This is a genomic window from Gordonia westfalica (assembly GCF_900105725.1).
Classification (GTDB): domain Bacteria; phylum Actinomycetota; class Actinomycetes; order Mycobacteriales; family Mycobacteriaceae; genus Gordonia; species Gordonia westfalica.
Window position 1 is genome coordinate 2,617,508 of sequence record NZ_FNLM01000034.1, and the last position, 13,603, is coordinate 2,631,110.

Annotated in this window: 13 protein-coding genes; 4 read left to right on the forward strand and 9 right to left on the reverse strand. The window is 61.5% G+C overall.

Translation table 11 applies throughout. The annotated features are described in order from the left end of the window. The 9 genes from BLU62_RS17325 to rfbB all read right to left on the reverse strand — a co-directional run bounded on the left by BLU62_RS17325 (position 1) and on the right by rfbB (position 11,484). On the reverse strand, positions 1-1,131 hold the full coding sequence (locus tag BLU62_RS17325) for a glycosyltransferase family 4 protein (protein WP_244278225.1): 1,131 nt from the start codon (positions 1,129-1,131) through the stop codon (positions 1-3). Next, positions 1,128-2,264: a glycosyltransferase gene (locus BLU62_RS17330; RefSeq protein WP_244278226.1), complete on the reverse strand. Its 1,137-nt coding sequence runs from the start codon at positions 2,262-2,264 to the stop codon at positions 1,128-1,130. The genes BLU62_RS17325 and BLU62_RS17330 overlap by 4 nt, the downstream gene beginning before the upstream one ends. Beyond that, on the reverse strand, positions 2,257-3,168 hold the full coding sequence (locus tag BLU62_RS17335) for a glycosyltransferase family 2 protein (RefSeq protein ID WP_244278227.1): 912 nt from the start codon (positions 3,166-3,168) through the stop codon (positions 2,257-2,259). The genes BLU62_RS17330 and BLU62_RS17335 overlap by 8 nt, the downstream gene beginning before the upstream one ends. A 16-nt stretch (positions 3,169-3,184) precedes the next feature. Next, positions 3,185-4,621 carry a lipopolysaccharide biosynthesis protein gene (locus tag BLU62_RS17340; RefSeq protein WP_084811818.1) on the reverse strand — a complete coding sequence of 479 codons (1,437 nt, stop codon included), beginning with the start codon at positions 4,619-4,621 and terminating at the stop codon, positions 3,185-3,187. Next, on the reverse strand, positions 4,618-5,529 hold the full coding sequence (locus tag BLU62_RS17345; protein WP_084811921.1) for a glycosyltransferase family A protein: 912 nt from the start codon (positions 5,527-5,529) through the stop codon (positions 4,618-4,620). Before BLU62_RS17345 ends, BLU62_RS17340 begins: the two co-directional genes overlap by 4 nt. Positions 5,530-5,575: 46 nt before the next feature. After that, positions 5,576-6,880 carry a UDP-glucose dehydrogenase family protein gene (locus BLU62_RS17350; RefSeq protein ID WP_074851025.1) on the reverse strand — a complete coding sequence of 435 codons (1,305 nt, stop codon included), beginning with the start codon at positions 6,878-6,880 and terminating at the stop codon, positions 5,576-5,578. 54 nt (positions 6,881-6,934) lie between these two features. Continuing rightward, on the reverse strand, positions 6,935-8,293 hold the full coding sequence (locus BLU62_RS32555) for a hypothetical protein (RefSeq protein WP_139180038.1): 1,359 nt from the start codon (positions 8,291-8,293) through the stop codon (positions 6,935-6,937). A gap of 162 nt (positions 8,294-8,455) precedes the next feature. Then, entirely contained in the window at positions 8,456-9,973 is a 1,518-nt protein-coding gene (locus BLU62_RS17360) for a sugar transferase (protein ID WP_074851029.1), read from the reverse strand. Positions 9,974-10,479: 506 nt separating this feature from the next. Next, positions 10,480-11,484, reverse strand: a complete 1,005-nt coding sequence (gene rfbB, locus BLU62_RS17365; RefSeq protein WP_074851031.1) for a dTDP-glucose 4,6-dehydratase — start codon at positions 11,482-11,484, stop codon at positions 10,480-10,482. Between the two features lie 112 nt (positions 11,485-11,596). On the opposite strand from rfbB, the gene rfbA reads away from it, so the two are divergent. The 4 genes from rfbA to BLU62_RS33905 all read left to right on the forward strand — a co-directional run bounded on the left by rfbA (position 11,597) and on the right by BLU62_RS33905 (position 13,599). Continuing rightward, positions 11,597-12,472, forward strand: a complete 876-nt coding sequence (gene rfbA / locus BLU62_RS17370; protein ID WP_074851033.1) for a glucose-1-phosphate thymidylyltransferase RfbA — start codon at positions 11,597-11,599, stop codon at positions 12,470-12,472. A 62-nt stretch (positions 12,473-12,534) separates the two neighbouring features. Then, a complete protein-coding gene (locus BLU62_RS17375; protein WP_074851036.1) occupies positions 12,535-12,825 on the forward strand; it encodes a hypothetical protein in 291 nt (96 codons plus the stop codon). Positions 12,826-12,981: 156 nt separating this feature from the next. Next, positions 12,982-13,182, forward strand: coding sequence for a hypothetical protein (locus BLU62_RS33900; protein WP_244278229.1), 201 nt, complete (start codon positions 12,982-12,984; stop codon positions 13,180-13,182). Between the two features lie 249 nt (positions 13,183-13,431). Continuing rightward, positions 13,432-13,599: a hypothetical protein gene (locus BLU62_RS33905; protein ID WP_244278230.1), complete on the forward strand. Its 168-nt coding sequence runs from the start codon at positions 13,432-13,434 to the stop codon at positions 13,597-13,599. Positions 13,600-13,603 lie beyond the last annotated feature (4 nt).

Below are 13,603 nucleotides of genomic sequence, written 5' to 3' on the forward strand. Positions count from 1 at the left end.
TCAGTCCTCCGACTTGTGTGCGATGAGAGCCGCAGATTGCTGCGCGCTCGCACTCAGCTCTGAGATTCGGTCCGAAATTCGGGCGACAGAGTTGTTGATGGTCAGTTGCAGGGCGTTCTCGTGAACGTGCTCAGCAACCCGTCTGAGTAGATCCGGATCGTCTAGTAGGCGACGCACTACGCGAGCCCACTCGGTCGCATCGGCGGAGTCGACAATGCACAGCTCAGCGACCTCGGGGTCGGTCACGAGCAGCCGGGCTGCTCCGTAACGGTCGCCGATAACTACCGGCAAGCCGGCCAAGCTCGCCTCGACAGCACTACGCCCGAACGCCTCGCGATAGGAAGTTCCCACGAAAAGTGAAGCACCGGACCACATCTGATCTGGCGTTGCCCAGCCCATCACCTCGCAGCGCCCGGATACTGAGGCCTGGAGCTGCCCGCGCATCGGTCCGTCACCGTAGATTCGGCCGCTGTGCCCACTCAAAGTGCATATCTCGGCGAACAACTCGGGGCGCTTGTCGACGTCGAGACGTCCCGCCCAGACCAACGGTCCGGCGGCGTCCGTACTCGTGTTCATTCTCGGCAGCGCCTTGATGCCCGCCCGGACGATACGCGGTTTGGCCCACGGCCTGACGTCCTCAGCAAGAGTCTCCGTGGTGACCCAAACTTCTCGTGCACGACGCAGGGCGACCGTTTCGAGGACACGCATTGTCTGCCGTCTCGCCTCCGATTGCTCTCCTCGCGCCGGCCACGGGAGTCCACGGATGTATGCGATCCACGTTGATCTGCTGCGACGTCCCGCCATGGTGTCGATGAAGAGCGCCATGTCGGACTGGGTGATCAATGTGACCACCCAGTCAGCACGTGCGTAGTTCTCATCAGAGGCGAGCATTTCCCGGATCTCCGACACAACGGGGAGTCCATGCAGATGTAGGTCCTCGGTGGAAACTGCCGAATGCTCGCGGACCGTTCCAGGCGCGTCAGGTCTCATCCCGAGCGTTCCGGTCCAGGGCATTCCGTCTCGCTGCGCCTGTTCGATGAGGTCGAACAGCGAGTTGTACACACCACTTCTGGCCATGAGCGGTGCCGCGACGAAGTGAACCCGGACGTTCTGACCAAACACGGATGTCACCGCCCCAGCAGTTCGAGAACGAACTGTGCCTTGTATCGCCAAGTGACGGATTCAGGGATATTCGCGGGGATTCGGGCCGGACGCTTCTCGCCACCGAGATGCCCAGACAACCAATCGTGATGGCCGTCGGCGTCGACGACGAACACGCCGTCGTCCAGCTTGCGATTGCTTGTTCCGAGTACTGGCGTAGTGAGGACCGGCAGCCCTGCGGCCCGGTACTCGTAGGTCTTGATCACGTCGCCGCCGACCTCACCCTTCCCTACTCGATGGGGAACCCACCCGATGTCGAACGTGGTCAGCAGCTCCGGCACTCGTTCGTAGTGCACATCGCCGAGCAACTCGATGTTCGACAGCTCTGCGAGGGGCCGCCGATACTCACGATCGAGGATCGGTCCAGCGAAAACGAACTTGACGTCGGGCGACTCCTTCGCGGTCTGACAAATCAGCTCCAGGTCGAGCCGCCGTCCGATCTTCCCGACGTACCCGACCGTCAGCGGCCCATTCACCCGCGGGACCTGAGAGAACCGTTCCGGGTCACAACCATTCAGCACCAGATGAACATCGTCACGACCGAATCGCGTTGCCAGCTCGGCCGTCGCCTCGGAGTTGGCGGTGACGTGGTCAGCCCTTGCAAACATCTCCTTGTAGGCCAGCTCTACTTCGCCGCTGATGCCCTCGAACGCGAAATGCACTGTCCAGTCGTCGAGGAGGTCGAAGACAATTGTCCGGCCACTCTGACCGAGGTCGGCCCACGACGAACTCAGCGACACGAACGGATTCCACACCACCGCGTCCGCGGAACTCAGCTCTGGGCCCAGGCTCGGATACCTGGGAAGCGAGTCGACCCACCACGCCTGCCGATCCGAGAGTCGGGGCACCGCCCAGGTGAATGAGTCGATTGCGACCGTGTTGTCTGCCAACTCCAGATTTCTCGCCTTCAGCGAGGCACCGGTGAGGTGGGGCTCGGGGCGCGAGATGACTGCGGTGCTACCGGAGTCGGAAAGAAGTCGGCCGAACCACTCGATGAAGTGGCCATCGCGTGTGCGGTAGCCTTCGCGACTCAGTTTGTGCTGGCCATGCATCGGGAAGGCCATCAGCGCGACCTTCGTGTTCTTCGCAGCTGTATTACGCAACGGGTGCTCCATTGTCGGTTCGGCGATATTCGTACGTACGGAAGCCCATCAATCCGAGTACCTTCCCGGTCTCAAAACTGATGACGCTGAACGGCTTCGCAGGGATCTTTCGCCCGATCACGAGGCCATAGACGAAAAGCAGCGCGTAGTAACCAGCTCGCGGAACGCCTTTGACGAGGGCCCGGTATGGATGGTCGTTGTACTTGAGACGAACACGCGAGTGGACGATGCCGCTCCTCGTACTCCGGCGCAGTAGCCACCGCGCGCTCAACCTCGACGGCGGAACGTCTTCGGACACCACTGCCTCGTTGCAGTAGACGATTCTCGCCCCGGATAGGCGTATGCCCCAGAAGAAGTCCCAGTCACTCCCACCGGTCTCACTGAACGATGTATCGAAACGAGGCTCTCCCGCCTGAACCCAAGCACTGCGCCTCAGCGCAGTGTTGTTCGTCGCGGCTGACAGCAACGGGGTTCCACTTTTGGCTCGCTCCCGCTGGAAGAACCCGCCCCGCCGAATCCAAGTCGGACAATCATCCGGAAGGCACGTGACAACCGGGCCCTGCACGACGTCGGCACCGCTGGAATCGAGATAGTTCGTAAGCGTTTTCAGCCAGTCATCCTCGACCCACTCGTCGTCGTCAACGAAGATTAAGGCCTTGTACTCCGGATTGAAATACTCCAGCCCCTTGTTACGCGCCTGCGCGATACCTGGCTCTGACTGGATCGTGTAAAAGGTGGTAACGGAGTGGCTTTCGGCAATCGCACGAGCCGATCCATCCGGATCATTGTCCACAACAATTACATCGGCACGCCCGTTTGTCCCTGCGCCCAGACTGTCGAGCAGTCGCTCGAGACCCTCGGGGCGCATGTACGTGGCCACCGATACGAGATACTTCTCGCTCACCACATCGCCTCTGCTGCTATTCATATCGACCACCGACTTCTGACTCCTCTGAGCGATCGCGCGGCCCCCTACCGCGCCCCAACTTCACCGCGAACACACGCACCTTGAGATACAGCAGCTTGAAGTCGTCGCCCCGAATACGAAGAAAGAGCGACGGCTTCATCCCGAAGACTCGATAGGCCAGGAAAAGAACAAGCCAGCCACAGATGCCGTTCGCGACCATCGAGGCGATCGCCGCTCCCATCGCGCCCATTCGAGGCAACAGGATCACCAGGAGGACGATGTTCAGGACGACCGAGCACAGGATCGCGATACTCCTGAGGATCGGCTTTCCGCGAGCCGTCATACCGGCGGCCGCCACAGATCCTGGGTTGCCGATGATGGTTCCTACGAGAACAACTGCGAGAACTCCTGTCACCGAGGAGAACTCCGAGCCGAAGGCCAGCGGGACCACCCACCAGCCCATCAATACGGCAGACACACCGACCCCGGCGGTGATGATGGTGGACAGCCGGGCCGCGCGTCCAAGGCTCTCGTCATCGTTCTTCGCCGATTGAACTGAGAACACGACATCGCGGACTGCCGTGTTGAACGTCCGGACCATGTCCGCGAGAGAAACCGCGACAATGTAAATGCCCAGCTGTTCAGCAGTCGAGAACGGCAGGAAGAGGACTTGGTCCAACCGCGCGAGTACGACGCCTGCCGCGGAGCCGATCCAGGCGCCGAGTCCGAAGCGCGTCAGCTGGGCCGCATGACGACCCGTCGACAGGTCGCTGACGACACTATCCGCCCGCGTGCGGCGCCCGAAGAACAAGCCGAGATAGGCGATCACGCCGATACAGTTGCCGATACCCAAGACCCATGCAGCCGAGGTGACCGTCAAATCGCCGACAGCGAGGAGGAACCCGAGAGCACATACTCGGAACACGCTCGCAACACATTGGTCGAAGGCCACCAGCAACCAGGCTTGAACGGCCCGAGCGTAACCCCGGATCACCAGAGCGACGAGGGCCGGTGTCAGCATGAGCCCGATCATCGACATCAGCCCCTGAATCTCAGGGTGAGCGCCGGCCAGTGCCCCAGAGATCGAAAAGATTAGGAGACTTCCCAGCGGACCGACCGCGCACACCGCGGAGATCCCCAATGCGAGCGTCCGTAGCGTATGCACGCGTCGGGCAACGAAGTACGTCACGGCATCAGGCATGCCCATCGTGAGCGCGGCGGTCGCCACGAGCAGGGGCGCGGTCGCGGCAGCGACGAGACCCCGACCCTCTGCCCCGAGCGCTCGCGCGAGCAACGGAGCTGTGATGACCGAGGCCAGAAGGGGCGTCAGGTTACCGAAGGTCACGACCGCCACGCTGCGCCCTACATCGACGCGATCCTCAGGCGCGGCGCCGTCGGACGTCGGCCCCGCGCCGACAGCGTCCCCAGCCGCGACCTTCGGCGCCGTCATGACGAGGCAGCCAGCGTTTTTCGATCCAGCTCGGAGTACGTCGCCGCGATCTGCACATCATTCCGTCCCCGCGCAACGTTGGCATGCTTGAGCCCTGTCCCCTGGGCGGCCTCGAGCGATATGAAGTCTCGGCTCCGGCCGTCGACGACCCGAACCGGCACCCGCACCTGAAGTGCAGTGTGGTTGATCCATACGTCGTCCGCGTTCGGGCACACCTCCTCGAACTCTGTGCCTCGCTCCATGAGCGCATTGATCATGACCGGCGGGTATAGAGCACCAGAGACACCCGTCACGAAGTTTCTCTCGCACTCCGAGGAGTCGCGCACCAACGGCCACTGTTCATAGGGCAGCAAGCCCGGCCCGCTTTGATCGTCGGTGGTGTCGAAGGCGATTCGACGTGCTCGGTAGCAACTGATTCCGTCCGGATGATCCAGATGATGAGCGAACAGTCGGTGAAGCCAGTCGACCGGATACACGGTGTCGTCGTCAGCGGTAACCAGCGGAACGCCACTCTGCGCCGCAAGCGGCAATGCGTCCAGATACTTCGTGTGCGGACCGGATCCCTCTGCTGCAACACGAATTTCCAGGCCTGCGCGCTGGAGTCGTCTCAGGGCTGCCGGCAGATGCTCAACGGTCTCCTCGTCGTCGACCCACAGGATGATCCGCGACGGCCGCAGTCTCCCCTTCAGGATCGATTCAATCGCAAGGTAAGAAATCGCGACCCGCTCGCCATAACTCGTCAGACTGACGATTGGTGCACCGGGGTCTCCCAACGCGCATCCGCGCACCGGAAGCACGTTCCGGGCACGGAGCCGCCCGAACACCAGGCTCCGCTGAGCTCGGAACTTCGTTGCCCCGGCGACACGTCGAAGACGTGATCTGCGCGCATGAATGACGTCAGACTTCATCTGGGACTCCATTCTGGGTGAATTCGTACACGTCATCGGAAACGGATCAGCGGAGGAACGACCATCCGGCTGCCTCCCAAGCGGACTGGTCGAGGCACAACCGTCCGTCGATGATCGTGCGGTTGCGAACGATGGCGTTGAGGTCGCGCGGTGTGAGCGCCCGGAACTCGCCCCACTCCGTGAGAACGGCAACGACATCCGCGTCCGTGCACGCCTCGCGCACGCTTGGGGCGTAGTCGAGTGTCGGAAAGCTCCGCTTCGAATTCTCGTTTGCCTTGGGGTCGTAAACCACGACGGACGCACCCTGCAACTGCAGCTGCCCAGCAACGTTCAAAGCCGGCGAATCGCGCACATCATCGGACTCCGGTTTGAATGCAGCGCCGAGGACCGCGACCCGTTTCCCGAGAAGTGATCCGCCGCAGGAACGCTTCGTCAGGTTGACCATGCGATTACGTCGCCGCATGTTGACGTTGTCGACCTCACGCAGAAACGACAGTGCCTCAGAAGCACCGAGTTCGCCCGCTCGAGCCATGAACGCCCGGATGTCCTTCGGCAGGCAGCCTCCACCGAAACCCAGACCCGCATTGAGGAACTTCCGCCCGATTCTGTCATCGTGCCCGATGGCGTCAGCTACTGCCGTGACATCGGCACCCGCCGCCTCGCACACCTCAGCGATAGCATTGATGAACGAGATCTTGGTTGCGAGAAAGGAGTTCGCCGCAACTTTGACCATCTCGGCGCTCTGGCGATCCATCACGATGTACGGGGTCCCGGCATCGATCATCCGCGCGTAGACCTCTCGCGCGGCAACCTCGAGTTCACTTCCCTTCTCGGCACCGACAACGATTCGATCCGGCCGAAGTGTGTCGTCAATCGCGTGACCCTCACGCAGGAACTCCGGGTTCCACCCCAGGTGGACTGTCACATCGTCCTTTGCGAGCTCCTGCGCCCGGTACGCGAGGCGTTCACATGTACCCACCGGCACGGTGGACTTGCCCAAGATGAGCGCGTCCTCGGTCAACAGCGGAACAAGACTCTCGACAACGCCTTCGACGTACCGGAGATCGGCCGCGTACTCGCCCTTGCGCTGCGGGGTGCCAACCGCGATGAAGTACACCCCGCCCCATTCGGCTGCCTCCTCGTAACTGGCCGACACCTTGAGGAGTCCCGACTCCAGGTGCTTGCGAACCAGATCGGGAAGACCCGGCTCGTAGAAGGGAACCTCCCCCTTCGCAAGTTCCTCACGCCGGTAGTCATCGACTTCGATTCCGAGTACCTCGTGGCCCAGCTCTGCCATGCAGGCTGCGTGCGTCGCGCCGAGATACCCAAGGCCGAGTACAACAATCCTCATTCGAATTCCCTTCTCAAGTATTTCTCAGAACCCAATCCGCCGAATCCGGCGTGTTTAGTTGGGAAGTTCACATAAATAGACGATCTTTGCGGAGGCCGGCTCACTCGTAACTCTTGCGGATGTCGCGGCATCCCGACCCGCCAGGCCATCGGAGCATTCAGAGTCCAGGTCCGGAACCGAACCGCGCAGAGAAGTCTTGCGTGCGAGTCGTGATCCGTCGGTGTCGGTCTCGTCCTCGGTAACCATTTCCAGCTCGGAGAGCTCTGCAAACTGCCCTTCGGGCAGAACAGCGTCGACGTCGACTCCATCCGTATCACTTTCCCCCGTATTGATCACAACGAAGGCCAGCGACCGTTTACCGCGGAGAGCATACAGGCGGATATTCTTCATGGAATCTTCCGGCACGACGGATAGCATCGCCATTCCGTTCGCCATCCCATTGAGCACCGTCAGTGCCTTGAACGGGTCCGCCTTCTTCACCTTGCGGTCGTCAGAGACACAGATCGGAGAGTACGCGATACAGGCGGTCAGGGAACCGTGGAAGTAGACACCATCGAAACCCCGGGTCGCCGCGTCGAACGCGAAGTCAAGCATCCACAAAGCCCCGGCGAGGCGGTTGCTGGTTCCAACGATGCCACCACAGTTAACCGAATTCACCTCCGAAAGAACCACTTTCGGAGAATTGGCCAAGGATGCAGCACGAGAGATATCCCGAAGCGAAGAATCTCTTCTGTCATCGGCGAATTCGGTGAAGAGATCTCTGGGACGCACCGTGGGCGTTGAACAGCCCTGCGCTCCGTAGAAGTGCGCAGCATAGATGTCCGGAGTCGTCACTTGATTGCTCGCGAACTGCGACGCACTACTCCAGATGAAGTCGTACCGATGCCCGCTACTGTCCGGAGCCTGGATGCGTACGCCTGGCACCTCTTCGCGAATCGCGTTCGAATAGTCACGCACATCACGCGCGTACGTACCGAACGGCGGATTCGACGGATAGTACACGTTGGGTTCATTTCCGATTGCAACGGCGGTCAACGATGCACCGAAGATGGAATGGGCATGCTTAGCCATATCCGCAGCGCGGCGAGCGTCCCGTGAACGCAGGTTCACACCCATAACTACGCGCCAACCCAGTCGCTTTGTCACCTCGGCGAGATTCTCCATCGCCTTCGGGGTCGCACTGAAGCGGTATGACGAGGGGGTCGACTCGCCTTTCGACGTCCAGAACATCTGGTCGGATGTGTTCCCACCGATCCGCAACACCATACCCGGGCGAAAGCCCTTGAAGGCTTCGGTCAGTGCACGCTTTTGTATCGCCTTTCCATTGCCCGCGAGGATTGCTGATTCTACTGACAATCCAACACTGTCTGCGACGAACCCATAACCGCGCTCCCCAACGATCTGTGCATGCATCGGTTGGTTGGTCTTGAACGCGGCACAACTCGCCAGGAGTAGGACGACAGGCAGCACGAGACCGAGGACTCGCACATCTATTCCATCCGGCCCACCAGGTCCTCTGCGATCGCCGCTCGCCACTACAACACCGCGGACCGGGCCGACAGCGGTCGGCATCCCTCAGTACGCCCCGTCTTTGTTCAGAACGGCACGCAGTGTTCGCCAGAGTATGAGCGCGTCCTGCATGATCGACCAGTTCTCGACATAGGAAAGGTCAAGTCGCACAGATTCTTCCCATGAGAGGTCTGAGCGACCGGAGACCTGCCAAAGACCCGTCATGCCAGGTTTCACCAGCATCCTTCGAGCCACCCTGCCGTCGTACTGTTCGACTTCCTCAGGCAGCGGAGGCCGGGGGCCGACCAAGCTCATCGTCCCACCGAGCACGTTCAGCAACTGCGGGATCTCGTCAAGGCTGTAGCGCCGGATGAATGCCCCGACCTTTGTCACGCGTGGATCGTCGCGCATCTTGAACAGGACGCCGGCGCCTTCATCGAGCGCACGCAACTCGGCCTTGCGCTTGTCCGCATCCTGCACCATCGACCGGAACTTCCACATCAAGAAGGGTTTGTTGTTCAGTCCGACCCGGGTTGCGCGGTAGAAGACAGGACCAGGGGAATCAAGTTTGATCGCAACGGCCAAGGCCAGGAACAGCGGCGCCAGGGCGAGGAGGATCACCGCGGAACCGATCCTGTCGACGATCGCTTTCCGAAATCGGTTGGCGCCCTCATAACGCGGCTTGTCGATGTGGAGCAAAGGAAGTCCTGCGACTGGCCGCACCATCACTCGCGGCCCCGCGACATCGGTGACACCAGGCGACACAATCATGTCGACGTTGAGACCCTCGAGATCCCAAGACAGGCCTTGCATCGCATCGTGACCGAGCGCTTCAGCCGAGGTGACTGCGACGGTTGTAGCCCCAGACTCCGCAACCGAACTGCTCACTTCGTCGAAGGTGCCCAGAACGGGAACCGTCGTATCACCGACTGCCACTTGCCGCGGTCGCCCACTCCGCTCCGGTAAGCAGATCCCAACGACGTGATAGCCGAGTTCTGGTTGACGCACAAGGCGTTCCATCAACGGGACCGCAGAGTTGCGGGCCCCTACCACAAGAACCCGTTCAAGGTTCTGGGATCGCCGGCGCTGGATCAGCAGGACCCTCCGCCACAACCAACGCGAAAGTACGAGGCCGAGAGTTCCAATCGGAAGCGCGAGTGCCAGGAATCCGCGTGCAATGTTCAACTTGAACAGCAAATCGACCATCGCAAGGACACCGAACACCGAGAGACACGCGGTCACCACGCGGCTGTATTCCTGCGAACCCGACGCGACAATTCGACGGTCCAGCGTGTGAAACGCACGCAGCGAGAGAACCCACGCTATACCCAGAGCGACCGAAACGTAAACAGCGGGGGCGCCGGTCGCTCCGTTCGGGACCATCGCGCCTTCTCCACCGAAGCGGACGTACTGGGCGACACCAACCGCACCTGCGACAATCACCGCGTCCGTGACTGCAACACGCACTAGATATGTCCGCATCCAGGAGCGCGACCGGTCGTCTACACGATCAACAAACCAGAGTCGCTGATTGCGTCGACCGACGCCGAGCGCAGGCTGGTCGTAGGCTTGGCGATTGGCCAACGCTCTCCTCCAAACGACCCCCGAATTACGAAGAAAAGGCGAACCCCCCAGCCCAAGGAGAATCTCGACGCTGAAATCCTGTCCTGTGCGAGGAGCATATTTCAGATCGGTCACACCCACAACTCAACATGAAAAAGAGAATGACCGTTACAGCCCTCCCAATCCGGAACCCGACTCACCAGCTCAGGCTTGCGTTCGCGCACAGCGACACTCGGAGTAGGCCCCACGGCGGAAAAGTCGTTTGACCTGCTAATATAGTCCCCCATTGCCCATATCAAGACTTGGCGCCGGCTCGTAGAACCAGGCCGCCAGAGGGCCCAATAACAACAATATAGAGACCACTTATGTGATCTATGTCAACCATTCGATTGACGATGACAAACATGCAGAACGTTGGCGTTAACCGCCTGGTTTTCCTAATGATGTCAATTCACGATTGCAGTTGGTTAGATTTGCTCGATCAGACCGATCACACCGTCGAATAGACATGCCCGCGCCGTTTCACGTCAACCGGCGACGCGTTCGGTGGTGGCGTATTTCTGTTCGACGGCGTCTTTGGCGGGTTGCCACCAGTCGGTGTTGTCGCGGTACCAGTCGATGGTGGCGGCGAGACCGGCGCGGAAGTCGACATACTTCGGGGTCCAGCCGAGTTCGGTGCGCAGGCGGGTGGAGTCGATGGCGTAGCGGCGATCGTGGCCGGGGCGGTCGGTGACGAAGTCGAACGCATCTTTCGGTTGGTCGAGGAGTTCGAGGATGGTTTCGACGACGGTGCGGTTGTCGACCTCGCCGTCGGCGCCGATCAGGTAGGTTTCGCCGATCTGGCCGTTGTCGATGATGGTCCACACGGCGTCGTTGTGGTCGTCGACGTGGATCCAGTCGCGGACGTTGCGGCCGTCGCCGTAGAGCTTGGGTCGTACTCCGGACAGGACGTTGGTGATCTGGCGGGGGATGAACTTCTCGATGTGTTGGTACGGGCCGTAGTTGTTGGAGCAGTTGGAGATGGTCGCGGCGACGCCGAAGGACCGTACCCAGGCGCGCACGAGGAGGTCGGAGCCGGCTTTGGTCGAGGAATACGGGCTCGACGGGTTGTAGGCGGTGGCTTCGGTGAAGCGGGCCGGGTCGTCGAGGTCGAGGTCGCCGTAGACCTCGTCGGTGCTGATGTGGTGGTAGCGGACCTGGTGGGCGCGGACGGCTTCGAGCAGGGTGTAGGTGCCCACCAGGTTGGTGTGGACGAAGGCCGAGGGGTCGGCCAGGGAGTTGTCGTTGTGGGATTCGGCGGCGAAGTGCACCACCAGATCCGCTTCGCCGACCAGGCGGTGGACCAGGGCGGCGTCGGCGATGTCGCCTTCGATGAGCTCGACGCGGTCGGCGACCGGGGCCAGGGTCTCGGGGTTGGCGGCGTAGGTGAGTTTGTCGAGCACGCGGATCGAGGCGTCGGGGCGGGTGGCCAGGGTGCGCAGCACGAAGTTGGCGCCGATGAAACCGGCACCACCGGTCACGAGAACACGCACGTGTCGATTCCTTCCGCCCGAGGACTGGTGGACGTCACTCTACCGAGGCACCGGGTGGGCGCCCAGGGTGTGCACACGGTGGGCCGGATCGTCGGGCACTAGGCTGAGGCGCATGCGAGGGATCATTCTGGCCGGCGGTACGGGCACGCGCCTGCATCCGATCACGCAGGGTGTGAGCAAGCAGCTCGTCCCGGTCTACGACAAGCCGATGATCTACTACCCGCTCTCGACGCTGATGCTCGCCGGCATCCGAGACATCCTCGTCATCACCACCCCGCACGACACGCCCGCCTTCCAGGGACTACTCGGCAACGGTGACCAGTTCGGCATCAACCTCACCTACAAGACCCAGCCCTCACCCGACGGCCTCGCCCAGGCCTTCACCCTCGGCGCCGACCACATCGGCGACGAGTCGGTGGCACTCGTGCTGGGCGACAACATCTTCTACGGGCCTGGCGTAGGAAGCCAACTCCAGGGTTTCGAGAACATCGACGGCGGTGCGGTCTTCGCCTACTGGGTGTCCAATCCGGAGGCCTACGGCGTGGTCGACTTCGATGCCGACGGCAACGCTGTCTCGCTCGAGGAGAAGCCCTTGGAACCCAAGAGCAACTGGGCCGTCCCTGGCTTGTATTTCTACGACAACGATGTCGTCGAGATCGCACGAAGTCTCGAGCCGAGTGCCCGCGGAGAGTATGAGATCACCGATATCAACGCTCGCTACCTCGCGCAGGGCAAATTGTCTGTCCGGGTATTACCTCGAGGTACAGCCTGGCTGGACACCGGAACCTTCGACAGCCTCCTCGACGCCGGCAACTTCGTGCGCACCGTCGAACAACGGCAAGGCCTCAAGATCGCCGCACCCGAAGAGATCGCCTGGCGCCAAGGGTTTATCGGCGACGAAGAACTCCGAGCGCGAGCCGTCAAGCTCCAGAAGTCCGGGTACGGAGATTACCTTCTCGAAATCCTGGCGCGAGGCCGAACGTTCTGATGCCCGCCAAGATCGACGTGTCCCCAGTTCCGGGGCATTGACGGTGCGAGGATACTGGTCGGGTGCCTGCCCAACCCGTCGACGCTTCAGTTTTCCATGCATTGGTCTTGCTGAACCTCCTGTTCGTCACAGGTGCATGGTGCCTGGCGCGTCCGACGTACCGAGCCGCAGCAACCCTCGCAGTTCTGTCGGTTATGTGGTTGTTCGGCAACGGCCCGATCGAGGGACGAGTGCTGATCTCCATCAGCATCGAGCATGGGTTGACCGAATCGGACATCCTCACGGCCCTCGGATTGATCATCTCTGCAATCACTTTCATGCGCACTTACGAGCGTCGGCGCTACGACGACTAATGCTCCGACGTGCCGCAGAGGGCATTGGTCCCAGCAACCACGCGATTACTTAAACACTCAGACCTGGCGACTCGCGCCTGGCAGTAAATGGCCGCTATGGTTGCAAAGTCGCGCACGAAAGACGCATGTTGGGAGACTGATTAAATGTTTGATGTCGTGAAGCGCATCGCAGGTTCTGCACCGATCTGGGCATGGATCACGATGGTGGTCTGTGCAGCGCTCCTCGTCGTCGGCCTGATCGTGTCGAGCAACCGGTCTGCTCCGACGTCGGCCTCGGCTGCGAAAATCTCGGCCGCCAGCTCCGCCCCGTCTGCGCAGCAATCCGCACGCCTTGCCTTCTTCGAGGGCGTCGCCTAACGGACCAGCCGGACTCTGGAATGGCGGCGCATCCGGAACAATCCGGTCTACCCGCCCGAGGAATCTCGACAAGCTGATCTTTCCGATGTCACACGGATTTGGGCATTATTGACTCGGACATACCCAGGATGCGGCGACACCGCGCGCCGGACAGCTGCAGTCGCTCATCGCACAGCTCCTCAAGGAAGCCCGAACGCCGGCCTCGTCGCGATCAAACAGCGCTCGGCACAGGGCACGAACACCGGCGAGGTGACCGCCGGCCTCGCGTCGGCCATGGACGCCGAGGGCATCCAGGCAATCGACGTCTGCTCCGCCTTCCCCACCGACGACGCCTCGTCGGCGCGGCTGCTGAAGGCCCTGTCAACCCGAGCGCTGCAGCCAGCAGATATGAGAGACTCCGGTTCTCAGAGCTTTTGAGGTG

Bases quoted from the DNA above. Each gene is read 5' to 3' on its own strand.
- BLU62_RS17340 (WP_084811818.1), bottom strand. From the start codon at position 4,621: ATGACGGCGCCGAAGGTCGCGGCTGGGGACGCTGTCGGCGCGGGGCCG.
- BLU62_RS17345 (WP_084811921.1), bottom strand. From the start codon at position 5,529: ATGAAGTCTGACGTCATTCATGCGCGCAGATCACGTCTTCGACGTGTC.
- BLU62_RS17350 (WP_074851025.1), bottom strand. From the start codon at position 6,880: ATGAGGATTGTTGTACTCGGCCTTGGGTATCTCGGCGCGACGCACGCA.
- BLU62_RS32555 (WP_139180038.1), bottom strand. From the start codon at position 8,293: ATGCATGCACAGATCGTTGGGGAGCGCGGTTATGGGTTCGTCGCAGAC.
- rfbA (WP_074851033.1), top strand. From the start codon at position 11,597: ATGCGAGGGATCATTCTGGCCGGCGGTACGGGCACGCGCCTGCATCCG.